Raw genomic sequence first — 23463 nt, forward strand, 5'->3', positions numbered from 1 at the left:
TAAAAACCTGTACTTAAAATGGAAAAGGCTTATCCGTTTTTCGAATGCTCTGATAAATGCCCTGAACGTCCCGCGGTCGGTGCCGTGGTCCAATTTGTCTGTCGCACCTTACGTTTATCGCGGATAGGCGTGAGTGGCGACTCAAGTTTGCGTGCCACAATCAAATACAAACTGCCCGCGCTAGGCAGCCATGACGCTAAACTCTGTTGAAAAAATTTGCCTTGGGTGAAATCGCCCATTAAAGGGTGATAGACCAAACGTTCATCGCCCACCACTTGATAACCCAATAAACCTAACCAATCTCGCACCCTTGATGGCATAAAGAAGCGGCCATTCCATGGGAGGCAATCCTGATATTTAGGCCACAACTTACCCAAAAATACCGGACTCAAGGGATTAAAACCGATGATAAAAAGATAACCTCCGGCGATGAGTACCCTGTCGGTTTCGCGAAGAATACGGTAAGGATCGGGTTCAAATTCGAGCAATAGACTCATCACCACCGCATCTATCGCCGCATTCTGCAAGGGTAAATGGCAAAAATCGCCTTCAATCGAGGCGCCTTTGGATGGCGAGAGTGAAAAATGATGGGCGACTGGCGATGCCATACTCGACAATTCGGCACTCAAAGGCCCTAACTTTAATAAATGATAACCAAAGACTCTTGGCCACCAATCTTCAAGTTGTTTAGCAACGGCTTGTTGCAACGCCTCACCATTGGGTAAGTCGCTCCATTGTTCGGGTTTGAGCTCAGTACTAAAATGCGACACAGAGTTCCTCCGTTAGCTTGGTAGACAAGTATCCAATTGGGTTAAAAATTGCTGCCATTTTGCCACAGGGCAAAAGCGGCAAAGGTCGCCAAGGGCCGTTCACTCATGGATAATACCTTTATCTTCGAATTGAAATACAGACATAGGCAGTTCTATGCTCACTATAACAGCGATTAAAGCCTTTAATGACAATTATATCTGGGTGTTACAACAACAGCCGCAAACACAGGTTTATGTTGTCGATCCCGGTGATGCGAATGTAGTTATTGACTATCTAGAGGCCAATCAACTCACGCTAGCGGGCATTTTACTGACCCACCACCACAATGACCATACGGGTGGCGTCGCTGAACTTCAAGCCTACAGTCAAGACAGGCTCACAGTCTTTGGCCCAGACAATGAGAAGATTAAAGGCATCACCCATCCACTGCACGCAGCAGCAGCGCAGCCCAGATTTACACTCGACTATATGAGTGGCGAGCTGCAAGTCTTGGATGTACCGGGGCACACAGCAGGACATATCGCCTATGTTATTGCAGATGCCTTATTCTGCGGTGACACCCTCTTTAGCGGTGGCTGCGGACGCTTATTTGAAGGTACGCCAGCGCAAATGCTCAACTCACTACAGCAACTTGCCCAGCTTCCCGCCGACACTCGGGTGTATTGCGCCCATGAGTACACACTTTCAAACCTCAAATTTGCCCTCGCGGTCAATCCCAACAATCGCGCGCTGCAAGACTATAACGAACGCGCCATAGCGTTGCGTCGCCAAGACAAAGCGACTATCCCCTCCACCATCGCTTTAGAGCGCGCCATCAATCCCTTTCTACGTGCCAGCGACACTGAGATTGTTGACAGCATAAAACAGCATTTTAGCGATCTAAATCATGCCAATTTAGACGAACTTGGCGGTTTTACCCTGCTCAGACAGTGGAAAGATAATTTTTGATCACAAAAGCAATATTATAGATTGAAATTTAAACAGTTTTTTCCATTTTTGATGATGTAAATCAAAAATGGCCTTACATTATGTACGATAATTAAGGGACAAGATCGAAAAGATCCCATAGAATGGCTCGTTTTGCGTGAAAACTTTGCGCGCTGCGTCGTCTTTATCTTCATATAAAACATACTGTTACTATAAAGAAAAGCTATGCACTAACAGAGGACTACCGTTTTCAATGAGAGTATCACTTTATGTTGTTGTAGGGGGATTTGCCCTACTCACGGGTTGTCAGACATTAGACAACCATGGCGTTAATCAGACAGAAGTTGAAGCCGTCACAACCGAAAATACAGTCCCAGAATATTACCTCGCAACTGAGGCTCCGTCGGCGCAAATTACCGATGTGTGGGAGCGAATACGTCAAGGTATGCAGTTACCGGTTCCGGATCAAAAATTGGTAAACCAATATCGCGATTGGTACATCAAAAATCCGCAGCATCTAGAGATCATCTCAGAGCGGGCTGCACCTTATATGTACCTGATCGTGGAAGAGCTTGAAAAGCGTCATCTTCCGATTGAGATCGCCCTATTACCTATTATAGAAAGCGCCTTTGATCCATCGGCGTCTTCAGCAAGTGCGGCATCGGGTTTGTGGCAATTCACCACGCCTATGGCCAGCCATTTCGGTTTAGAAATGAACTGGTGGTACGACGGTCGCCGTGATGTGCCCGCTTCAACGACTGCGGCGCTCGACATGTTGGAATATCTTTACGATAAAACCAATAACAATTGGCTTTATGCTATTGCGGCCTATAACTCGGGTGAATCTCGGGTGCTCAATGCGATTAAACGTAACGAGAAGAAAGGCTTAAAAACCGACTTTTGGTCATTGGATTTACCCAGTGAAACCGAACGCTACGTGCCGCAACTGCTTGCGCTGGCAGAAGTCATTAAACACGCCGATGAATATGGCATCACCTTAGCGCCAATCAGCAACAATCCTTCAATTGAAGTAGTTGATATTGATAGCCAAATTGATTTAGCCATGGCGGCAGGTTTAGCAAACATGACCACACTTGAGCTGCAAAAGCTCAATCCTGGTTACAACCGCTGGGCCACTTCGCCACTGGGGCCGCACACTTTAGTATTACCGATTGATAAATCGGAAGAATTTAAGAAAGCGCTCGCCGAAACAGAAACCGAAGATAGGATCAGTTGGCTACGCTACACGATCAAATCAGGTGACAGTATTGGCAAAATTGCGAAGCAGCACCACACGACGATTAATGCAATTCGCGCCGCCAACGGCATGAAAAACAATACCATAGTCGCGGGCAAGCATTTGATTATTCCTGTCGATGCGCAAGACAAACAGCTCTATGCCCTGTCGACTCAGCAACAATTGCCGAAGAAATCGCACGCTGCGACTGAATCGACAAAAATTGCCTATCTGGTTAAGTCTGGTGACACACTTTCTGAAATCGCCCAAGCCCATAAAGTGACAGTGAAACAACTTAGCGTTTGGAACAAATTAGGTAAGAGTGACAAGCTACAAAATGGTCAAAAACTGGTGATCTTAGCGCCGAAAAATCTTGAGCAAACTGCGCAAATTCGCACTGTGAGTTATAAGGTCAAATCCGGTGATTCACTTGCCCGTATCGCCAGCAAATTTAACGTGACTGTGGCAGAACTATTGGAGTGGAATAGCCTAGCGCAATCACAATATTTGCAACCAGGCCAAGTGATTAAATTAGTAGTCGATGAAAGTAAGTTAAATGCATAAGGCTAAACAGGTTCATAGTTCGAACTGATTGGTGCAATATAAACCCTTAGCAAGATTGATCCACAGATAACAAAAAGGCAGCAACCCTATCGGATTGCTGCCTTTTTCTATTATGAGCCTGCTCTATTATAAGATGCGGCGTTATTCCATCGTCAGTAATAAGACAACAGGCGCCATAACGACGGCATCAGACTCTAATGCTTTAGCAGCAAAATGCGCTTCTAAACGAGCGCCATCTGCGGGTATTCCAGCAAACGCTTTGGGCGGAATGCTAAAGGAAGTGCTGATCACTTTCCCCGCTGCCAATTGGCTATCGCGTAACGCTTGGGTAAACATCATATCATCGGACCATGCCCACAGACGTTTGCCCTCCTGCGTTACTAGCCACAAATCCGCCGTCATTCCTGAGTTGTAACGCAGGCCGACGGCATAGGTTTGTGGATTGGTCACAGTCAACGTTGCCTTAACTGGCTGCTTGAAATCCACAAATGGCTCTAAGGCTAACTCGCCGCGAAGCAGTCCTGGCTTAGCATCAGTCGTCATAGGTTCAACCTTTAATGTCGGTGTACTTTTAAGGCCTGAAACATCGAGCGCAAGATCGGCAGCGCGAACGATCTCAGGCTGAACCGCCGCGGCTGTTGTCGTCTCGCCCTTGGTAGACTGACCCGTGTCAGCGGCTTCAGGCGCCGAGCACCCAACAAGTTGCCCGCCGACAAAAGCACTCGCGCAAACAAGCAATCCGTAGCGCATTGGAGCAACCATTAGAAACCTCCTAGTTTTTTCAGTAAGGAGTCTTTTAATTTTTCCTTAGCTTTGTCGGTTTCTTCTTTTAACTGATTATTCAGTAACGCTTTAGTATCCAAGGCATATTCAGGTTTTTGGAAAGTCCCGGTAATAGCCAACGGAATGTCAATTCCAGCCAGCGCATCTTTGTCGCTACCGCCCTGACCTTTTAATGAACTCACTAGGCTAGTCGTCAATCGGTAGTCTAAGGCTTCAGTCAATAAATTCGCCGTACCTTTGCCCGCCAAACGCAATAAAGGTGAAGACATAGCAAGATCTGGGTTAGTAGCAACGCCATTATCCAGCGAGAAACTACCGGTCAGACTCGAGAAGTCGGTTTTGCGCTCTTCCTTGGTTTCTGGCGATAAGTCACCCTTTAACTTAGCTTGGGCGCTACGGATCATCTGCGGTATGTTAACCCCGTACAAAGCCCCGTCATTAATATCAAAATGGCCATTGGCTAATAGATTTTTCTTTAACTGCTCAGGGAGCAAACTCTTACCTTTACCCTTCACATCAAAGTTGGCTGTACCCGCCAGTAAATCCACATCCGCCGCATCTTTCAGCAAAGGACGAATTTGTACACCCGTCACTTTTTTATCGAATTGATAACTTGCCACCGCTTGACGTGCATCGACCTGAGCGCTCACCAGCAACTTACCTTGGTATAAATCCGCATTCAGTTTCGTTAGATCTAACACGCCATTTTTAATTCCCACATCCATCAACCAATTTTGAGTCGACAGATTAGCGACCTTAATAGACTTAACGGTCAACTTGAGTTTTACATCAAGCTGCTTAAGGGCAGAGAGATCAGGCTCAACTGCCGGAGTGCTGGCAGCGGGTGCTTGTTCTGTTGCGGCAGCGGTCTCCGTTTTAGGTAACAGCGTATCTAAATCGATATCGCCGACTTGAAAATCAGCATTGATTTGCGGAATTTTCGTGGCGTAATTCACGCCAACTTTACCCGCAGCGGTAATGCTCGCCGCGCTAAGCTGCGCAATATCGACGGACAATTGCTGTTTATCCAATGCGATTTGAGTCGCTAAGCTAATCGATGTTTCGAGTTTCTTATTGGGAATACTTTCACCTTCCACCACAGTGTCAATTTTGAGTCCATTGACGACGAGTTGCGTAAAGTCTCGGCTTAGTTTTAGCTCACCTTTGCCTTCGCTGCTTACCGTCATGTCCGGCATAGTTGCACTAAATTCAAAGGCGATGGGAGCAAATTGTTCTAAAGCGAACTCACCTAAGGTGAAGCTTTTTAAGGTAAAGACTTGAGTTTGCTTTTTCGCTTCGTCAATCATATTAATTTGGGTATTGGTGATTGAAATACCGCCAATATTAATATCGTTCAGTTTGGCATTTGAGGAAGTTTCGGCCGCTGGCGTTGCGGCTTTCTTACTATTATCACCACTTAATCCATCAAAACTGCTGGTGCCATTCTTGCGAGTCACTAAATTAATGGTTGCGCCATCGAGACTCAGCTCCGCAATTTCAATTTGCTGACTAAACAATGGCATCAACGCCACTTCGGCAACGGCTTTGTTGACTTCTAACATAGCCTTAGGGGTAAAGCCTTCAGGATTAGATAAAGACACGCCACCTAAATTAATGCCGATAACAGGGAAAAAGGTCCAGGATAAATCGTCAGTAATGACTAATTCACGACCCGTTTGTTTTTTTACGGCATCAACTATTTCAGGTTTAAAATCATTAGGGTCGAAAAATACGGTGAGATACACTGTGACTAAAAGAATGAGCGTCACCACTAAGGCCAGGAGCCACTTAATGAATTTCATATAAATATCCTTATCAAAAACAACTTGAATTTAAAGCAACTAATTCATTTAAAAATGTTAATTTAAAAATGCAAAGTTCAACATCTCATCACTTACTGCAATACCATTTTCATCGGCATAGAGCATCATACCGGGCGTAACCATCACGCCGCCCATATCTACAGCAACATTAATTTGGCCTTGACCTAACTTCTCGGTTTTTATGGGCATGGCCCCTAAGGCATAAACACCTAAATTAAAAGTATTTAATCGGGCTACATCACGAACACAACCATTGATCACTATCCCTTGCCAGCCATTATCTAGTGCGCTTTGCGCAATGAGATCGCCTAACAATGCGCGGCGCAGAGAACCGCCCCCATCGACAACCAAAACTTTTCCTTGCCCATCCTGTGCAAGTATTTCTTTTACCTTAGAATTATCTTCAAAACACTTGACTGTGACTATCTCGCCCCAAAAGAGCCGCTTACCGCCATAGGGTTTAAATTCGAGGGGAAGTAACTGTAATTTAGACGGATAGTGGTCAAATAAATCTGGTAGTAGATCAAGCATTTGAATCTCCATAATAGCCTATCACTTTAGACTACCCATAATTGTAGACCCCGACAAGGTCAAAGCAAAAATCAGCGAATTTTTTATTTAATTTTAACCAGCAAAGGCTTGGTGTATATTGGCATAGGCACTATAATCTGCGATAGTTAACGTCCTATGACACCCTTTAATGTTTCATAAGAAAGTTTCATCAATCTGTTCTCACACCTCTTTGTTATAAAGCGAAAACCAAATGACTACTGATCTTGATTTACAGAGCGCAATCGCGGCTCTAGATGAATATGGATATGATAAAAAAGTCTCAACGGATCTTGAGCAAGCACGTAACAAGCAACAAATGGGTAAATATATTAAATCCCTCGACTATAGTTTACGTCGATTATTGATATTACAAGAAACAGTTAACGAGTTAGTTGAAGAAAAGAAACATCAATTAGCCCAGCAAGAAAACATTCAAACCTACAAAACAAAAATCATTAACTTGTCGAGAGAATTTAACATTTCTTACGATGAAGTCTTAGCGCTGATGACATCATCTAAATCTAAGAATTAAACATAACGCTATTCTGCTCTATCATTAAGCCGTCAAATTATTCGGCTAACACCTGCATATGCCATATAACGAAATATATAATTTTTCAGTTATATGGCAATAGGTTCTGCTTGCCATTATTTGCTGAGTGCTAAAGATTTCATTTCATCAGTAACTGTGTTGACTTCACTTCCTCACTGTAATGTGTGCAACGATTCGGCATAAAAAAAGCAGAGCCTGAGCTCTGCTAATTTATATCAACATGCAAACTTATTTGTTTTGCATTAATTGACGAATATATTTCACTGGCGCGCTGCCGTAACTCAAGAATTGTTCGTGGAAGGTTTTAAGATCAAAATCTTTGCCTTGCGCTTTCTTGTATTCGTCACGGAAATCATAGATTTCACGATAACCAGAATAGTAGCTCGTCAGCTGAACTTGGCTAAGCGTAGCGCGGCGCCACTTGCCTTCGGCTTCTGCCTGCTGTTGGAAGGCTTCGTTCATCATCAGGGCGATGGCTTGCTCTTCGGTCATGCCTTTCACATGAATGCTGTAATCCAAAATAGTGTTACAGATAACACGCAAATTCCACTTGTAGTACATCAACCACATTTCAGGCTCAAAGTTGCCATAGCCTTCTTCTAGCATCATGCGCTCGGTATATACCGCCCAGCCTTCGACCATAGCGCCATTACCAAATAAACTTTTCACTAAACTCGGTGATTGGTTCGAGTAAACTAATTGAGTGTAGTGCCCAGGAATTGCTTCATGAATATTGAGGATTTGCAGGATCCAGTGATTATATTCACGTAAATAACTCTCGGCAGACGCATCACTCATGCCATCGAGCGGCGTCACGTTGTAATAAGTATTACCAGATATATCGTAAGGTCCTGGTGCACTAATAGAAGCGCCAGCATAACCACGCATATATTCGGGTGTTTCACGGACGACAAGTGGCTTTTTAGGATCTAATGTGACTAGGTTTTTCTTATTTACAAATTCAATTAACTCGGGAATCTGCTTACGTACTTCATTCACGAATTCATCGCGCTGAACATGCTGAGTCGATAATTTATCGATTAACTGGCGAATGGCGAGCTTACTGTCAGCAGGTTTTGCCGTAGTAAAATATTTAGGCCATAACTTATCGGTAATTTTTGCCATTTCCCCTTGAACACGGTCTTTATCGGCCACGGCTTTTTGATACAGCTGTTTTGCTGTCATTCCCGCTTGGATATCAAAGGCAAATTTTTGCTCATATAGCTCCTCGCCAATTCTAAAACTACGGGCACCGTCTTTTTTAAGTTGAACCACTAATTTGTCTAACCAAGCGATATGGCCATTAATTGCGGCAGTGGCAGCATCAAACCGTGTGTTAAATAACGCTTTTTCCGTAGCCGTCAGACCAGAATCGGCGACCTGTTTTAATAAGTCATCTGAAAACACCGAAAATGCACCTTGGTTTTGCATCACAGCTAATTCGGTATGTTCCAATGTCGGCTTGCTAATGTTTGCCTGCGCGGCAGCATAATAAGCCGGTACATTTTCTAAACGCGCTAATACCGAACGTAATCTGTCATCTAATGGGGCAAAGTTTTCATTGATGATTTGGGCAAAACCGCCCGATACGTTGTAGCTTGAAGGATCCCACTGCCAAGATTTAAAACTGTCAATTTCCCATGCCATGCTGCCGAGTAAATTGTCGATCAGATGATAATCAATCAGTTCATTTGGCGTCAGCGACTTTTGCTCGAACTGAGTCAATTTGGCTTGTTGTGCTTTCACAAACGCTAGTGTTTTCGCACGACCTGCCGCATCGGGGATTTCAAGGTAGCCATCATTAACATGCTTGCCACTGTATAAGGCCCACGTCGGTGATAACTCCCACAGTGAATCAATAAAGGAGGCTGAAAATTGCTCAAATGACTGGGCTTTAACTTCAGCTGCAACCACAGGCTTGGTTTGACTCGTATGGGATTGACAACCAGCAAGGCCGGCCAGCGATAACACTATCGCAAGGGAAATAGCGGATTTTTTCATTATTATGGGTCCTTTGTTGATATTTAACAGGCATGCAAAAATTACCTAAGTTAATCATATTGTCCCAATAATTGCAGCAGTGTTAGCCGTGAATACATCTACGGTTACAAAATTGTGAGTTATCGATATTTATGCCGCTTATCATTCACAGATTCAAGGTAAAATTCCCACTTTGCCAAACGAACTCAGATAACGATAATCGCCAATTCTGTTTCACCTCCTGATATACCCAAGCTACCTGAATATACGAGTTTCAGAGCGCCTAGGGGGCTCCAATTCAAGGCACATCAATGACAGAATGTCGGCTACCTTTTGAATTGATGCAACATAGAAGTGGAGTGCCCTAGGCGCTCCGTTCCGGCGGCTGATGTTAACCACGGGGTAACGCACTTTATGCCGTGTTGGTTATTTTTAACTTAGCCCACTAGGTCTGCAAATAACCGCAATCGCCATGGACGGCGTGAATGCAATTTATGCAGGAGCAATAAATGGCCTTGCCCAAAGTGCGTTAAATTACCGCTGAATCCTGCATCTTCAGGTTGTTTGGGTATATAATATCGCCCTGCTCCGCTGTTAACGCGTTGGCGTAACAGTTTGCTTATACATTATTGACCTGACCCTTTACCTGAGACATTCAATGCCATTTTCCAAACTTGGATTAAGCGATCCGATTTTAAGAGCCATCACTGAGCTCGGCTATTCACAACCTACTCCAATCCAAGAAAAAGCCATTCCGGTGATCTTGAAAGGTAAAAACCTGCTGGCTGGCGCGCAAACGGGTACAGGTAAAACCGCCAGTTTTGTGTTGCCAATACTGCAAATGTTTGCCGATATGCCGAAAATTCGGGCTAAACGCGTTCGCGCCTTGATCTTAACGCCAACCCGCGAATTGGCCGTTCAGGTAGAAGACAATATTGCCAAATACGCAAAATACCTGCCGCTGACATCTATGGCCATGTATGGTGGCGTCGATGCCGCACCACAGAAACAACGCCTTATCGAAGGCGTCGATATTCTGGTAGCGACCCCCGGTAGATTGCTCGATATGTACACCCAAAGAGCGATTCATTTCGATGAAATCTCGGTATTAGTCCTAGACGAAGCCGATAGAATGCTCGATATGGGATTTATCGAAGACATCAATAAAATCATCGAACGTCTGCCAACAGAACGCCAAAATCTGTTGTTTTCGGCAACCTTATCTAAGCAAGTGCGCTTTTTAGCGAAAACAGCGGTTGAAAACCCTGTTGAGATTGAAATTGCCCGCGACAGTGCGAACGCACCGCAAATCGACCAATGGTTGATCACTGTCGATAAAGATAAAAAGTCTGCCCTGTTAAGCAAACTCATCACTGAGCAAGCTTGGGAACAGGCACTGATCTTTATCCAGACTAAACAAGGTGCCGCCAAACTGGTCAGCCAACTCGAAAAACGCGGTATTGCCGCCGAAGCCATTCACAGTGGTCGCAGCCAAGCGGTACGCGAGCAATTATTAGTCGATTTCAAGTCCGGAAGACTGCGCTTTTTAGTTGCGACCGGCGTGGCTTCTCGCGGTATCGATATCGACGCCCTTACCCGCGTGGTCAACTATGATCTGCCCGATGAAGCCGATGATTATATTCACCGTATTGGCCGAACCGGCCGTGCTGGCGCCTGCGGCGAAGCCATCTCCTTTGTTTCCAAAGATGATTTTAGAAACCTATGTGCTATCGAGCGCCGTTTAGGCCACATCATAGTGCGTAAAGAAATTGAAGGCTTTGTGCCGAACAAAGAAGTGCCAGTTTCTATCCTCGACTTTGTGCCGAAAAATACCACGCCAAAAACCTTTAAAGCCCGCGCACCTGAGGCCAGAACCTCACGCCCCGCGAAAGAAGGCTCCTTTGAAACCGCCCATGCGAAAAAGCATCGCAGTGCTAAATCTAAGCCGGAGGCAAAAGCCACTGTAGCGCGGCCACAATCCGCGCAGACTGATAACAGTAGCGAGACTACGGGTCGCAGTGCGCCCTTTAATCCGTGGAACAGCGGTTCTAAAACGAACTGATGGCCTAATACAAAATCATGATCCCGTACAAAGTCGCGATCCCGTATAAAGTTATGATCTAGTACCAGTCGTGACTTATTAGAAGTAGAAACTCATTAAGATAGAAGATATTAGCATGATTACATTCAGCACCAATTTAGGCGACATCACCATAGCACTCGACTTTGAACATGCGCCTGTCAGTTCAAAAAACTTTGTCCGCTATTGTGAAGAAGGCTTCTTTGAACATACGATTTTTCACCGTGTTATCAAAGGTTTTATGATTCAGGGCGGCGGATTTACCGCAAAAATGAAAGAAAAGCCGACCCACGAGCCTATCGTGAACGAAGCCAACAAAGGCCTAAGTAACACCATAGGCACTATCGCTATGGCTCGCACCGATGCGCCTCATTCGGCCACGGCGCAGTTCTTCATTAACACCGCCAATAATGACTTTTTAGACCACACTGCCACCACTAATAACGGTTGGGGTTACGCGGTATTTGGTAAGGTCACAGCAGGAATGGACATTATCCAACAGATTGAGAAAGTCAAAACCACCACAGTTGCCGGCCACGAAGACGTGCCCCGAGAACCCATAGTTATCGAGAAAGTGACGATTAATATCCAAAGCTGATCGTTAAAACGATAAAAATTTCTTTTGATATAATGTATCGCTCAGTTTTGCTGAGCGATTCATTATTTTTCGTAGCGGTTTTTAAATTAATTAGTTCGCAAAAAAATCATACTTAATAAACACTGCTTAATATAAATTTACTTTACCTAATTTAACCTCAATCGCTTGACTTAAAACTTACTTAAAGTAAAAAATCTTAAATTATAGCTTCTTAACTTAAAATCAGTAGATTAATTATCCTCTCACGTTTTAAAATCTACCTAATATACACTCAACCTTAATCAATTTAGCCTATCCTATTGATCTCATAGCCATACCACTAAAATTAATTCAACTCACTGTCATTGTTCTAGCGGTTTAGTGTTAAACCCATCAACTGATATCCGCGTTCTTGATTTAAAATGCCTTGGCAACTTAATGCCGCCATTGGAGTAATGGTTAATTCGTACTTATCACTCAATGATGTTGAATATATACCTTGCCGACACGCATTGCTGACCCAAGTAAAAAAGTCACTCTGCTTACTCATTATTGGCGTTAATTTGGCAGTCTGAGCTAGGCGGATATGAGTCAAATGCTCACCAGTGGTTTCAATTTCAGCATAGGAACCCGGAGTGAGATAGTGCGAAACCGCATTTATTTCAGAGTTAGCTTGGCTTTGTTTCAATCGCCCAACTTGCGCTAATGCCCATACTCCATGCTCACCGACCACTGAGAGCGAACGATGTGATAAATCGACCAATAATGCTGTATTTTCATCGACGCCAAATGCCATTTTGCTATCGGCATTGGCGCTAAGGAGCAAGAGTCTTAAATAACGGTCTCGTTGTGAAAAGTGTGTGTCGGGTATACCAAAGGGGAAAAATCCAAGCCCACCTTGCTCGCGATAAGTGACCGCCGTTGCAGGAACTGAGGTATCACAATTAGCGACTTCACAACGCTCACTTGGCGCTTCGGTCGCGAAAACGCCAAAACTCAGGGCACCCTCACTCGTGTACTGGTCAACCCAAACTGGACACTTTTACTTGAGAATTTTCAAACTCTACAGGTGACAGATCGTCATTAGCAGAATGCAGCCGCTCCAAGTTGTATTATTTCATGTAAGCACTCACATCTTGCTTCATAAACTCCATTGTTGGTTGATTAACTTTAAAAATCCAATCGTGATTCAAGCTGCCAAAGAATCGCTCAACAACGGCATTATCCCAACACGCCCCCACATCACCCATGCTGGCTCGGATACCATAGCTCGATAGCAGCCTACCGAATTGCTTACTGGTATATTGCGAGCCTCGGTCACTGTGGAATACCAGCCCTCGCGCTGGTTGTCGCAGGTTGTAGGCTTTTATTAATGCCTTAGATATCAAATCTGTGGTCATGCGTTTATCTATGTGCCATCCCACAATCCGGCGTGAATATAAATCCATCACCACTGCCAAATACATCCAGCCTTCACCCGTCTTTAAATAGGTCACGTCACTCGCCCAGACCTGATTAGCCGATACTGGATTAAAGTTCATGTTTAACAGGTTATCTGCCACTGCATCTGAATGTTTCCGCTGCGTAGTCACCTTGTAAGCACGTCGCTGGGTTGCTTTGAGTCGAAGGCGGTGCATAATTTTACGAACGAGATAGCGACCAACCTGGTAGCCTTCCTTGCGCAATAAGATGTTCCGACAGCTTAGTTTCCCGTATTGGGATGCTGTGTCGCTTAGGCGTAGCAATAGTGGTTACATTGTTTTTATCAAACTGAACACGAAGGCTGTTAATCACTTCATCAACATAGTGAATAAAATCATTAATACGGGTTTGGTGGTCAATGGAATGGATGATTTGTTTCAGCGTGCCTGCAACCTCGATATTGCGAATAATCGCTTCGGCCCTGTCACGGGTTAGCAAAGACACTTTTATGTCAAATGGAAAGCCTTTATCGCGTAACGATTTGGCCAAACAGATACGTGTGAAATACACGTGATTGGGAGCTCTATAAAGGTACATTGTCTGAGTCAATCCTCTTTAAAGGCAGCTCAAACGCCAGAAATAGAAAAAGCCGTTGATTATCAACGGCTTCCTCTATATTTTATTTGGCGGTGAGAGAGGGAGTCGAACCCTCTAAAGTACCGTATTAGCGCCATTTATGTGGCTTTCGGAGGGTCTGTGAGGGTCTATAAGAACCTGTTTGGATCCCAAAAAGTTCCCAAAGAGATCCCACTCGGGATCTTCTTAACACTCAGAAAAAAATTTTAAATTCACACAGATGTTTTGCACAAAACTGAACCATTGAATCCCCAAATACGACAATTTATCACACCATGTTTCTAGTTATTCAGGACATACTTTCCTGCAAAGCGAGAAACCACGATGATGCAATCGACTGCGTTTGAACAACAAGCCCACAATCTGCTGATGGTCTTCGAATTGATGACCTATGTAATTAAAAAAGAGATGCCTGATATCAACACCTTTTCTTACGAGGACAACGTTGAGCAAGAAATACTCCTGCACATGCTTAAACAACGCTTAGTGCGTGAAAAAATGTCCGTCGTTCAGATTGAACTCGCAATTTCATTTGCTGAGCAATTTATGCAAACAGGGCTAATTTCCATGGCACAGACCTAAGTAAAAGTTGAAAGGCCAAACCAATAGGAGTAACAAATGGAACACTCAACTTTTATTCATGTAAATCAGCTTAAAACATTGAGTCCTTGGAATGAACACTGCAAAGTCGTGTTACTTGCAGATATTAAACTGAACGACCAAACCTCAATAGAGCTGCAGTTTACACGCTACATTTATCTTCACTTAAATATAGATGGTTATGTTCTAGGTGTGAGTATTAGCCAATCTATTTTTGAGGAGCATCCTGAGTTTAGCTCTCAGTTTTTAAACAACTTAGAAATGATGCAGCTATTACTCATGTATGTTGATGATATAACAAATTTTTGCCAATTATTTGCCGCAGAGTTTGAGTATGTCTTAGGGTATCACCCGACAGTCTACTTTGAAGCCGCGGAACAATATTGGGAAAAGCAGATTATTGAAGCACAATCTAACGCGCCTCAATAATCACCTACTAGCGAACCTCACGGTTCGCTTTTTTTGCTTAAAGCCTTAGCTCACATCTAAGCAGCCAACGCCCACAAACAGCGAACTATCAGATAAAATCAGCAATACACTGTACATTACAGTATCCGACCTGCAACCCACGTTTCCAATACATCAGCCAGTTTAATGAGTTGTTCTTGATGCTTGGATTTGTTTTTCGCTAGGTTTTGGATATTCAATAGCTTCCATCTCACCGCAGGTAGTGCCGCAACGCTCGGTTCATCAAACAATGACCAATCAGGCTGACCCTGTTTAAAGGATAATAAAAAGTCTCTGTCTCTTACAGTAAAGTGATGCTGCAACGCTGTTAGCATTTCTGAGCGAGTTAAAACCAGCTCATCGAGTTTAATCGGCTTTGTCGTCATTCCATTGAATTCAGTTTGAAAGCTTTCATCAAGCGGTTTCCAGCGTGGAGACATCACTTCATTAATGGGCCTTGGATGGCTAAGTGTATAAGTGAGAAAGCCGACTAAAATCTCTCGAGTGATCCCCTCTTCCGCCAGCAGCATTTTCACATCGAAAAGATCCCTTGGGTGCTGCCTATCCATCGCTGCACATAACTTACCACCGTATAGATCAGGCAGGCTTACGACGGGGATCTCTGCATACCCAAATTCTTCTTCAACTAACTCAACGACTGGCATTAATACCGCTTTGTGTAGCGTACCTCTAGCAACAGGAGAGACTTCAATTTTTATTGTGACTCTATCACTTGTCACGACAACCCTGAGCTCATCATATTTATTGTCTTGAAATACTGCACTAAGGTTCGGTTGTAGATTGATCTGCGCAGTCAAACGACCAAGCGCTTCCTTCACACTTTGTAGCGCTTGTTCCCTTGGCTCCAAAGGAAGATAAGCCAAATCGATATCGACCGATAAGCGTGGGAAGTTGCGCACAAATAGGTTGATAGCCGTACCGCCCTTTAGGGCAAATACCTTCTCTTGGGCGACGAGCGGCAGCATCCGAATAAGCAAGGTCACTTGCTGGTAGTATATCGATGACTTATTCATATCGATTTTCTTCTGTCTTAATAAACGATGCTGGCACTGTTATTTGATAGCGTCCATCGTAACGGCCATGAGCCACCACCTGACGCTTTCCCGCGCCTAGCGTGATTTGCTGCTCATCTAGCCTTTTGCTCCACTGGTGTTGATAGTAGTGGCCTAAAAAGAGAAATACGCGATTAGCTTGTACGGCTTCACTTCGATTCAGTATTGACTGTATTTTACGTGGGCTGAGATTCACTAACCCTTGAAACAGCTCCGCGGCATGCTCAAAACTGATATGTTTGCCAATGGCATTGACGACCTCATAGGCTGCAAGCTCCGCACAACTTGCCTTAACTTCCCTATTGTTCACCCCTATAGTTATAAAGTCTTTTTCCAACGTTTGGCTCAGCTTGCTACTGGTATAGAAAAGCCAGTTTTGCTCCTCCAATTCGCGGAACCACTTTGGCAACGCCTGCTTACTTTGACAGCCAACCCAAACTTGCTCGCTGCTTAGTTGAAGATAATGACTAAGCCCTTGATGCGTTAGGCTACTGACTCCCGCAAGGTGAACAGGAAGCTTTAGCTGCTCATTCACAGCCTTGAGCGCTTCAACCCAATGAGGCTGTAACTTGCCTGTTGACTCAGGACGAACGTAAACCCCCGCACTTATCTTGTACAACCAACCACTCTGCACATATTTTCTCACCAAAGATGAGCTGATCTCATTTTGTGTCAACCACGACTGAAGCACTACCGCACCAGGACTCGTATGATTAATAAGCCAGTTTATTTTTGATGACATAGTTGCACCATAAGTACCAAAATATAGAGTAAATTAAACCAACTATAGAAGTAGAGTTTATAAATTGCAATTACTTAGTACCCTAGGTACATGTTTGTTGAAAAATGCAAACTAGCAGATTGAGGGGAAGATTAGTTACCAGCAAAAGGCTAAGAAGGGATTCTTACTTAAAACGTTAAACTTAACCCCTGAACCGACAGAATTTCCGGTGCCCAATTCTAGTTATTGATAAGGACAATAACGAGGAGTTAATAATGAGTCAGTCACCGTTTATTCGCGTATATCAACGAAAATCAAAAAGCCCTTGGGATGATCATAGTACCGTCTTGTTACTCGCTGACATTGACGAAAATGATAATAATCCTAGAGCCTTACAATTCACTCGATATATCTATCTTCATCGCGACATCAAAGGACAACACTTAGGCATTAGCATCAGTAAATCGCTTCTTGAGGAACATGCTGAGTTTGATACTCAGTATTTAATGGGCTTGGAAATGATGATGCTATTGTTGATGTATAAAGATGATATTTCTGCCTTTTGCGAGTTGTTTACCGCGGAGTTTCAACAGATATTCGGGTTACCACCGAGCCTCTATTTTGACGCTGCCGAACAATTCTGGGCTGAGCAGATTATTGAAGCCGAAGCTTAAGCTAACATTCAGCCGTAATGTTAAGCGTTAGCCACTTACTCGCGAACCCGAAAGGGTTCGCTTTTCATACCGAATCAAACTTGTGCACAAATTAAGTCCATAGATCATATTTGATGATGCTCTAGCAACATGTTACAACACAAACGCTTTGGGACAAAAACGAGCTAGATTACTAACTCTAATTTATGAGTTTGGGATTAAAATTTGTATGGGGTAACGCCGCAAAAAGCCAGTCAGACTAGTTTGATTGTTATACTTTTAGTAAAATCCATACCGAGACTCCATATAGCTCATTAACTCTCTCAACGAGGATTCTATAGTATGCATAGAACTTTCTAGGTACTGATAAGATATATCAATAACATCCGACTCTATGGAGAGTCCAACTACTTTGCCTGAAATACTTTTTAGTTTTTCGATTTTGTCCTCACTAAGAGATCCTATATTTCCATTGCAGTGGGCTATATAATTCCTTACTGTATTGATTTCTCCTATATCTTGCATTATTTTTTTGGAAAACTGATATTCATAACCCAAAACGTGCTTCATATACTTATTTTGAGTTGATATTGGAGATTTTCCATTAATATCTTTCAGGGATAACTCTTTTTCTTCTTTCATCTTCGCATAATCAAGAAGCCGTGCAACTGAATTTTCGAATATCGCGTAGATGGTAACAATAAATGGAATCCTAATAATTCTTGGCATTTCGTCTTCGGCAATTTGATATACATGCTGATACTCGTGGCAATCCGAATCTGAATATTTTTTCATTTCCGCTGAGATATAGCTTTCACACACAGATTTTACGCCATTTTCTATCTGCGAAAGATAAGCTTGTAGTACGATCAATTCGACCTTGATCTCAATGCCTGGATACCGAAAATCCATATTCAATATACCCATACCATCTTACCTCCGAAGCATAACATTTTATTAGTACGCATGCGCGTTGTTCAAACCTACCTCCCAACCGTCACTACCATTAACAATCTTATTTTAAATGGCTTAAATCAATGCGTCTGAGGTGTGACGCACGAATGTGTAACCAAACGGCCTCAAAAACCAACGTTCTCAAATACAACTATATGCCTATCCAGTTACGAACACTATATGACGAAGAATTAAAAACAGTGGATACTAAAAATTTGTAGAGTAAATAGTGCATAAGTTTTCGATTCGCCAAACGCTTGCTAACACGCTTTGGGGCAAGAATAAGTTAATCACTTTCACTACCACCCAGATATTAACTTCAGGAGAGACAGTAACTTTTTATGTACTTTGTTTGATATTCAAGCTCAGGAAATAATGTAGCTTCGTATACTCCACACAACCTAAGTTCTCGAAGTATATCGATTTTGCACTCTTTAGGGACTATGAATGATTTTGAATACCCATCAAAACTATCGTTAACCTTTACGTATTGCGTGCCATGAAAAATCTTTCCAGTGTGGCATGTAAAGCATCCTTGTTGTGTTATTAGCCGTTTATTGATGCGTTTGGGAATATACATAAACCCAGCATGTTTTATGAAATCATTATTACTAAAACCCTTGGAATCAAATCGTAAATCCAGTCCTATTGGAAATTTATCTTTAGGGGATGATGATTTTTTATCGACATATTCCCCTAATTTATAACCATCGATGTATAACTGCTCTAATATAAAACTGGTACCCCTTTCATTTATTTTATGTATGGATGAAAACATAAAATAATCAAAATCATCAGGGTCGCTGTAAATAATTAATTCTTCTGTAAATTTAGTTCCAAAATTAGAATTGTAATAGTCAAAAAAGTCTAATTCTTCAATGTAATTGGGAAGAAAGAACAACTTACCATCATTGTTATTGTCATTACTGCAAGCAAAATAGAGTGCAACTAAAACGTTTTCAGTCCAGTCAAGAAGTCTTGTCGGCAAACCATAATGCTGTGCGTAGGTGAGCAGTTCAAGTGTATCAACATGCTTCTCTCTCGCTTCAGGATGCATTCGTAAGAATTCGTCAATGAGCTTATTCTCGTCATAAAACTTACCATCTACGGGGCGAAATAAACTTGGAGTCAATTTATGACAAGAATTAGACTGACCACGGAACCACCAATGATCAAGATTGTGTGATGTTTCTGTTTTGGCCAGGTTGATAGCATCAGCAACACAGGTGATTTTTAGCTTAATAACAGTATTGCTTTCTGACATCGTTGTTCGCTCTAATCTATGAATAATCAATATTGATTCAATAATCACTTTGTATCATTAGAAAAGTTTGGTCAACAAACCTTTGCTACAATTTTAAATTTACTCGCTACAAACATACTTTGGGGCAAAAGTGAGTTAGGTTCCTAACTCTAATTCGTGAGTTTCGGATTAAAATCTCTATGGATTAACGCCAAGCTAACCGGCGACGTGCTGGCGCAATTTTTGCGTCTCTTTGCGAAAAAATGTGACAGTTTTGGCCGTCTGCTTTAGGTTTTTGCTAGCGAATCCCCAGATAAATTCGATGGGATTCAAATAAGTAGACACGCATGATGCTGTTTGATCTAATCAATTTCGCCAAAAACCTACTAGATCCAACATCATGCGTGATATCGACATATTACACGATTTACTCAAAAAACAATGCCCTCAAATACACCAAAAACGCCTTAATTCTCTGATGGTTGCTACTGAGTCTTTACTCGATGGCAATCAACTCTCGTTAACCCAGTTAGGACGGAACATAACGGGTAACGTTGCACCAAAACACAATATCAAGCGTATTGACCGACTGCTCGGAAATCTACATGTTGTCAAAGATAAGTTCGCTATTTATCAATGGCATGCACAGTATCTCTGCGGCTCAAATCCGATGCCAATTATTCTTGTGGATTGGTCTGATGTGCGCGAACAACTGCGAATGATGACCTTACGCGCATCAATCAGTGTTAAAGGTCGCTCCATTACTTTGTACGAACGCACTTTTCTGTTTGAAGATTACAATGCCCCACGCAGTCATAACGCTTACTTAGCTGAGCTTGCTAACGTATTGCCGCCAGGATGCTGCCCGCTCATCGTCACCGATGCAGGTTATCGCAATACTTGGTTTAGGGAAGTCGAGCGCCATGGCTGGTTTTGGCTAGGTAGAGTTCGCGGTGATGTCAGTTTTATGCTCAACGGCCAAACATCATGGCAGTCAAATAAATCCCTCTATCCTAAAGCGAATTCAACCGCGAAATACATGGGTAGCGTCAAGTTAGCGCGCAAGTCTCCGCTACAATGTTACCTGCACTTGTTTAAAGCTAAACCTAAGCTGCGTAAGGATAAACATTCTTCTAAAGCTGGGCGAAATCACACCGCACAAAAGAGTTACAGCTTAGGGAGTAAAGAGCCTTGGCTACTCGCAACAAATCTACCGCCGGACTACTTTGGCCCTTCAAAGGTCGTCGATTTATATGCTAAGCGAATGCAAATTGAAGAAACCTTCCGCGATTTAAAAAGTCCGCAATATGGCATGGGCCTTAGACAAAGCCGCAGCCGTTGTCCAAAGCGATATGATGTATTGCTGCTCATCTCTATGCTGGCTGAAATCGTGTTGTGGTGTATTGGGTTAGCGGCACAACACCTTGGATGGCAAAGATATTTTCAAGCCAATACAGTGAGAAAGCAGGCTGTGCTATCAATTGTTAGACTTGGAAAGGAAGTACGCAAAAGAGACAAATATCCGGTTAAGGAGACAATTTTTCGCTGGGCATTAATCGAATATATAAACTTAGTTCATGACGCTGGAAGACCTCAATTATGAGGGGATCCCCCAGAGGTTTTTGTTATGTGCGACTTCATTAAGCTACAGTTTATTTTCGATATATAAATCTAAAGCGACCACCGCCTTGTAGTGATCGAAAAATGAACTTTCAGTATAACAATAATCATTAAAATGCTCGTATTGTTGAGTTGAAATTTTTATGAAGTCTGAGTATTCAATTTTATTGATTAACTCAAGTGCTGTTTCATCTAGCAACACATTAAACTTGTCTAACATTTAAAATGTTTAGCTTTATCGTTTAAACAAAGGCACACAAGCTGTTCTTTATAAGTATGAGGCTGCATCTTCATACCTAGAATGTTCATTCTTACAGAACTACGTTCGACATCAATATATTTATTTAATGCGTTGAAACCGTCTTTAATCAATAGTTAATGGCTTATTATGATATTTATCATACAACAACTTATTATCAACTTGATTTGGAATAAGTAATGAGTTGCTGATATTAAATTTAAAATCATAGACTATTTATTTTAGTAATGGCCTTAGCGTTTCTCTTCTCTTTTTACGCGTATTTATCTTGGGAATAAAAGTAGAAACCATATAAACAATCCAACCCGCCAAGTAGGATAAAGAAAAGTTTACTATAATGTCAGAAATTTCTTGCCCCTGAGTGACAATTTCCCGCCAGTCAGATGCAAAAAATTGAAACCAAATAATTATTGCTATACAAAAAACCACACCATAAAAAAGGTAAAAATATTCCTTATCAATGTATCGTCTAATTCCATTCACTTCAAAAACCTTATTAATTGACAATCAAACTAGGCAACAATGGCACATAACGCCAAAATAACGGGCTTAAAATGGTTTGTTAAAATGCTTGAGGAACGAAAAACAACAAACTTTTTTAAGTCCTGTTGATTTTCTTGTTAGCCATCATTTTCACCAAGCCATTTTTCAAATGTTTCTTTAGAAGCATTGGTGAGAACTGAACTGAATACATCTTTATTACCATAGTACAAGCAGTGTCTTATCATGGTATATGGATTTAAAGTATCTTTTGAGTTTCCATTGGCTTCAAAGTCAGCTTTATAGCGTTTTACTTTTGCAATACCTTCCTTCATGTAGGTATTCAACTTAGTTCTTGTTATATCAGGTTCCAAAGAAACAATTTCATCTGTAAACCCATCAACTTTATGTGCTTCAGCATCAAAACCAGAGAAGAAGTGATTAGCTATTTTTAGAAGTCCGAATGCAGTTAATAATCCATTCCCATTAGATGATATTAAATTTTTTGGGCCTGCAACGTTAGAGTCTAATGCTTCATCTGTATCATCATCTTCGGCTTTTTGTATTTCAAGTTCAGTCTCATTTCTTATTGCAAGGAATTCCCTATCAGCCAATTCAAATAATGCAGCCAATGTATTTATTCTTCTTTTTAATTTATTTGGGATTTTTTTCTTGTATTTGATTTTATGATCCAAAACGCTCCATGAATCTTGAACGATAGTTCGTATTTGAATTTCAAAGTTAAAACCCACAAATGCTTTATATTCAGGCATCTCACTGCGATCGTCTCCTAGTTTTAAGTCTAAGTGCAACCCCTTATAACCGAATGAATCTTCAGTTTTCTCCATTAGAGAAATTTTATCTGTCACGTCAATGACTGAAAAATGCCGATCTAATACCGCCTTAATTTTTTCGATGTCATCCTCATATAAGCAAACGACTCTGAGGCCAATTAAATCTGAAATATGGTCTTTAATTTCATATTCAGTTTCATTCGCTTCAAGCTCTTTACGATACTTTAGATTAAACTTTCCAAGGCATTCTTCTTTATCTTTGACTCTGCCTTCTATTTTGGAAATTGCGATATCCCCAGAATGTGAAACCAAAGCATTTATCAATGCACAGAACGAAGTCTTTGCATCATCAAGAGTTTTCAAGTTATCACTATAAAACTCTCTAAAATAGTTTTTTTCGAAATCGTAATCTAAAGATGCCACTGGAACTCCTTTTGATGGCTAACGTCTTAGTATTTATGCGCTGCGCTGTTTGTAGGGCATAAATCGCTTAAACATTTTATTAGCGCGCATGCGCGTTTACCTCGTTGTACCAGTGAAAATGCGCACACTTAACTATCTGTATGCAAACAACTTATCAGCTTTCTCGGTGTTTTTCAAGATAGTTGTCACTCTTTGTTTAAATATTAAGCTGCATTTATTACGCCTTCTTCTGGTGCCTTATCTGGGTTGAGTGTTACAGCGCCAACCGCTTCACAATTTCTGATCTCTGTA

20 protein-coding genes and 2 pseudogenes are annotated in these 23463 nt (G+C 42.1%); 9 read left to right on the top strand and 13 right to left on the bottom strand.

All coding sequences use genetic code 11. The features are described from left to right. Positions 1-29 precede the first annotated feature (29 nt). A complete protein-coding gene (locus MO387_RS06530; RefSeq protein WP_107947387.1) occupies positions 30-770 on the bottom strand; it encodes a class I SAM-dependent methyltransferase in 741 nt (246 codons plus the stop codon). Positions 771-924: 154 nt separating this feature from the next. Between MO387_RS06530 and gloB the strand changes: the two genes are divergently transcribed. Together gloB and MO387_RS06540 are read left to right on the top strand one after the other, a co-directional pair. Next, a complete protein-coding gene (gloB, locus tag MO387_RS06535; RefSeq protein WP_107947385.1) occupies positions 925-1719 on the top strand; it encodes a hydroxyacylglutathione hydrolase in 795 nt (264 codons plus the stop codon). A gap of 232 nt (positions 1720-1951) precedes the next feature. Continuing rightward, positions 1952-3499 carry a LysM peptidoglycan-binding domain-containing protein gene (locus tag MO387_RS06540; RefSeq protein ID WP_107947383.1) on the top strand — a complete coding sequence of 516 codons (1548 nt, stop codon included), beginning with the start codon at positions 1952-1954 and terminating at the stop codon, positions 3497-3499. A gap of 141 nt (positions 3500-3640) precedes the next feature. Here MO387_RS06540 and MO387_RS06545 read toward each other — a convergent pair whose 3' ends face one another. The 3 genes from MO387_RS06545 to MO387_RS06555 are packed head-to-tail and all read right to left on the bottom strand — an operon-like array spanning position 3641 to position 6636. After that, the gene (locus MO387_RS06545) at positions 3641-4261 is read right to left on the bottom strand and encodes a BsuPI-related putative proteinase inhibitor (RefSeq protein ID WP_107947381.1); all 621 of its coding nucleotides are present in this window, start codon (positions 4259-4261) and stop codon (positions 3641-3643) included. After that, on the bottom strand, positions 4261-6084 hold the full coding sequence (locus MO387_RS06550; protein ID WP_107947379.1) for an AsmA family protein: 1824 nt from the start codon (positions 6082-6084) through the stop codon (positions 4261-4263). Before MO387_RS06550 ends, MO387_RS06545 begins: the two co-directional genes overlap by 1 nt. A gap of 57 nt (positions 6085-6141) precedes the next feature. Further along, on the bottom strand, positions 6142-6636 hold the full coding sequence (locus MO387_RS06555; RefSeq protein ID WP_107947376.1) for a putative 4-hydroxy-4-methyl-2-oxoglutarate aldolase: 495 nt from the start codon (positions 6634-6636) through the stop codon (positions 6142-6144). Positions 6637-6868: 232 nt separating this feature from the next. On the opposite strand from MO387_RS06555, the gene MO387_RS06560 reads away from it, so the two are divergent. Next, the gene (locus MO387_RS06560; RefSeq protein ID WP_006081481.1) at positions 6869-7189 is read left to right on the top strand and encodes a hypothetical protein; all 321 of its coding nucleotides are present in this window, start codon (positions 6869-6871) and stop codon (positions 7187-7189) included. 249 nt (positions 7190-7438) lie between these two features. On the opposite strand, the gene MO387_RS06565 is transcribed toward MO387_RS06560, so the two are convergent. Then, complete coding sequence (locus MO387_RS06565; RefSeq protein ID WP_107947374.1) at positions 7439-9211, bottom strand: DUF885 domain-containing protein; 1773 nt, start codon at positions 9209-9211, stop codon at positions 7439-7441. Positions 9212-9848: 637 nt separating this feature from the next. On the opposite strand from MO387_RS06565, the gene MO387_RS06570 reads away from it, so the two are divergent. Both MO387_RS06570 and MO387_RS06575 read left to right on the top strand, forming a co-directional pair. Continuing rightward, positions 9849-11252, top strand: coding sequence for a DEAD/DEAH box helicase (locus MO387_RS06570; RefSeq protein ID WP_107404653.1), 1404 nt, complete (start codon positions 9849-9851; stop codon positions 11250-11252). A gap of 115 nt (positions 11253-11367) precedes the next feature. Beyond that, entirely contained in the window at positions 11368-11868 is a 501-nt protein-coding gene (locus MO387_RS06575; protein ID WP_006081478.1) for a peptidylprolyl isomerase, read from the top strand. 349 nt (positions 11869-12217) lie between these two features. Here MO387_RS06575 and MO387_RS06580 read toward each other — a convergent pair. From MO387_RS06580 to MO387_RS06590, 3 genes and pseudogenes are all read right to left on the bottom strand, one after another. Next, a pseudogene (locus MO387_RS06580) lies at positions 12218-12862 on the bottom strand (peptidase S51); the annotation flags it as partial. 7 nt (positions 12863-12869) lie between these two features. Further along, positions 12870-13538 (bottom strand): annotated as a pseudogene (locus tag MO387_RS06585) (IS3 family transposase); the annotation flags it as partial. Next, positions 13489-13866 (bottom strand): hypothetical protein, encoded by a 378-nt coding sequence (locus tag MO387_RS06590; protein WP_199908829.1) that lies wholly within the window; start codon positions 13864-13866, stop codon positions 13489-13491. The gene MO387_RS06590 and the pseudogene MO387_RS06585, both read right to left, overlap by 50 nt. A 363-nt stretch (positions 13867-14229) precedes the next feature. Here MO387_RS06590 and MO387_RS06595 point away from each other — a divergent pair, with 363 nt between their 5' ends. Both MO387_RS06595 and MO387_RS06600 read left to right on the top strand, forming a co-directional pair. Further along, on the top strand, positions 14230-14487 hold the full coding sequence (locus tag MO387_RS06595; RefSeq protein WP_226059037.1) for a hypothetical protein: 258 nt from the start codon (positions 14230-14232) through the stop codon (positions 14485-14487). 36 nt (positions 14488-14523) lie between these two features. Then, entirely contained in the window at positions 14524-14934 is a 411-nt protein-coding gene (locus tag MO387_RS06600; protein ID WP_220778116.1) for a hypothetical protein, read from the top strand. A 116-nt stretch (positions 14935-15050) separates the two neighbouring features. Here MO387_RS06600 and MO387_RS06605 read toward each other — a convergent pair whose 3' ends face one another. Next, positions 15051-15986 carry a nucleotidyl transferase AbiEii/AbiGii toxin family protein gene (locus tag MO387_RS06605; RefSeq protein ID WP_226059038.1) on the bottom strand — a complete coding sequence of 312 codons (936 nt, stop codon included), beginning with the start codon at positions 15984-15986 and terminating at the stop codon, positions 15051-15053. Beyond that, positions 15979-16767: a type IV toxin-antitoxin system AbiEi family antitoxin gene (locus tag MO387_RS06610; RefSeq protein ID WP_226059039.1), complete on the bottom strand. Its 789-nt coding sequence runs from the start codon at positions 16765-16767 to the stop codon at positions 15979-15981. Before MO387_RS06610 ends, MO387_RS06605 begins: the two co-directional genes overlap by 8 nt. A 254-nt stretch (positions 16768-17021) precedes the next feature. On the opposite strand from MO387_RS06610, the gene MO387_RS06615 reads away from it, so the two are divergent. Next, on the top strand, positions 17022-17420 hold the full coding sequence (locus MO387_RS06615; RefSeq protein ID WP_220778071.1) for a hypothetical protein: 399 nt from the start codon (positions 17022-17024) through the stop codon (positions 17418-17420). A 258-nt stretch (positions 17421-17678) separates the two neighbouring features. On the opposite strand, the gene MO387_RS06620 is transcribed toward MO387_RS06615, so the two are convergent. Continuing rightward, positions 17679-18326: a hypothetical protein gene (locus MO387_RS06620; protein WP_242326146.1), complete on the bottom strand. Its 648-nt coding sequence runs from the start codon at positions 18324-18326 to the stop codon at positions 17679-17681. A gap of 346 nt (positions 18327-18672) precedes the next feature. Next, a complete protein-coding gene (locus tag MO387_RS06625) occupies positions 18673-19665 on the bottom strand; it encodes an FRG domain-containing protein (protein WP_226059041.1) in 993 nt (330 codons plus the stop codon). A 331-nt stretch (positions 19666-19996) separates the two neighbouring features. On the opposite strand from MO387_RS06625, the gene MO387_RS06630 reads away from it, so the two are divergent. Next, positions 19997-21199 (top strand): IS4 family transposase, encoded by a 1203-nt coding sequence (locus tag MO387_RS06630; protein WP_226059042.1) that lies wholly within the window; start codon positions 19997-19999, stop codon positions 21197-21199. A gap of 896 nt (positions 21200-22095) precedes the next feature. On the opposite strand, the gene MO387_RS06635 is transcribed toward MO387_RS06630, so the two are convergent. Next, the gene (locus MO387_RS06635; RefSeq protein WP_226059043.1) at positions 22096-23172 is read right to left on the bottom strand and encodes a (p)ppGpp synthetase; all 1077 of its coding nucleotides are present in this window, start codon (positions 23170-23172) and stop codon (positions 22096-22098) included. Between the last annotated feature and the right edge of the window lie 291 nt (positions 23173-23463).

The sequence above is a fragment of the Shewanella sp. N2AIL genome (assembly GCF_022690845.1).
Lineage (GTDB): Bacteria > Pseudomonadota > Gammaproteobacteria > Enterobacterales > Shewanellaceae > Shewanella > Shewanella baltica.

Bases quoted from the DNA above. Each gene is read 5' to 3' on its own strand.
- gloB (WP_107947385.1), top strand. From the start codon at position 925: ATGCTCACTATAACAGCGATTAAAGCCTTTAATGACAATTATATCTGG.
- MO387_RS06540 (WP_107947383.1), top strand. From the start codon at position 1,952: ATGAGAGTATCACTTTATGTTGTTGTAGGGGGATTTGCCCTACTCACG.
- MO387_RS06545 (WP_107947381.1), bottom strand. From the start codon at position 4,261: ATGGTTGCTCCAATGCGCTACGGATTGCTTGTTTGCGCGAGTGCTTTT.
- MO387_RS06550 (WP_107947379.1), bottom strand. From the start codon at position 6,084: ATGAAATTCATTAAGTGGCTCCTGGCCTTAGTGGTGACGCTCATTCTT.
- MO387_RS06555 (WP_107947376.1), bottom strand. From the start codon at position 6,636: ATGCTTGATCTACTACCAGATTTATTTGACCACTATCCGTCTAAATTA.
- MO387_RS06560 (WP_006081481.1), top strand. From the start codon at position 6,869: ATGACTACTGATCTTGATTTACAGAGCGCAATCGCGGCTCTAGATGAA.
- MO387_RS06565 (WP_107947374.1), bottom strand. From the start codon at position 9,211: ATGAAAAAATCCGCTATTTCCCTTGCGATAGTGTTATCGCTGGCCGGC.
- MO387_RS06570 (WP_107404653.1), top strand. From the start codon at position 9,849: ATGCCATTTTCCAAACTTGGATTAAGCGATCCGATTTTAAGAGCCATC.
- MO387_RS06575 (WP_006081478.1), top strand. From the start codon at position 11,368: ATGATTACATTCAGCACCAATTTAGGCGACATCACCATAGCACTCGAC.
- MO387_RS06590 (WP_199908829.1), bottom strand. From the start codon at position 13,866: ATGTACCTTTATAGAGCTCCCAATCACGTGTATTTCACACGTATCTGT.
- MO387_RS06595 (WP_226059037.1), top strand. From the start codon at position 14,230: ATGATGCAATCGACTGCGTTTGAACAACAAGCCCACAATCTGCTGATG.
- MO387_RS06600 (WP_220778116.1), top strand. From the start codon at position 14,524: ATGGAACACTCAACTTTTATTCATGTAAATCAGCTTAAAACATTGAGT.
- MO387_RS06605 (WP_226059038.1), bottom strand. From the start codon at position 15,986: ATGAATAAGTCATCGATATACTACCAGCAAGTGACCTTGCTTATTCGG.
- MO387_RS06610 (WP_226059039.1), bottom strand. From the start codon at position 16,767: ATGTCATCAAAAATAAACTGGCTTATTAATCATACGAGTCCTGGTGCG.
- MO387_RS06615 (WP_220778071.1), top strand. From the start codon at position 17,022: ATGAGTCAGTCACCGTTTATTCGCGTATATCAACGAAAATCAAAAAGC.
- MO387_RS06620 (WP_242326146.1), bottom strand. From the start codon at position 18,326: ATGGGTATATTGAATATGGATTTTCGGTATCCAGGCATTGAGATCAAG.
- MO387_RS06630 (WP_226059042.1), top strand. From the start codon at position 19,997: ATGCGTGATATCGACATATTACACGATTTACTCAAAAAACAATGCCCT.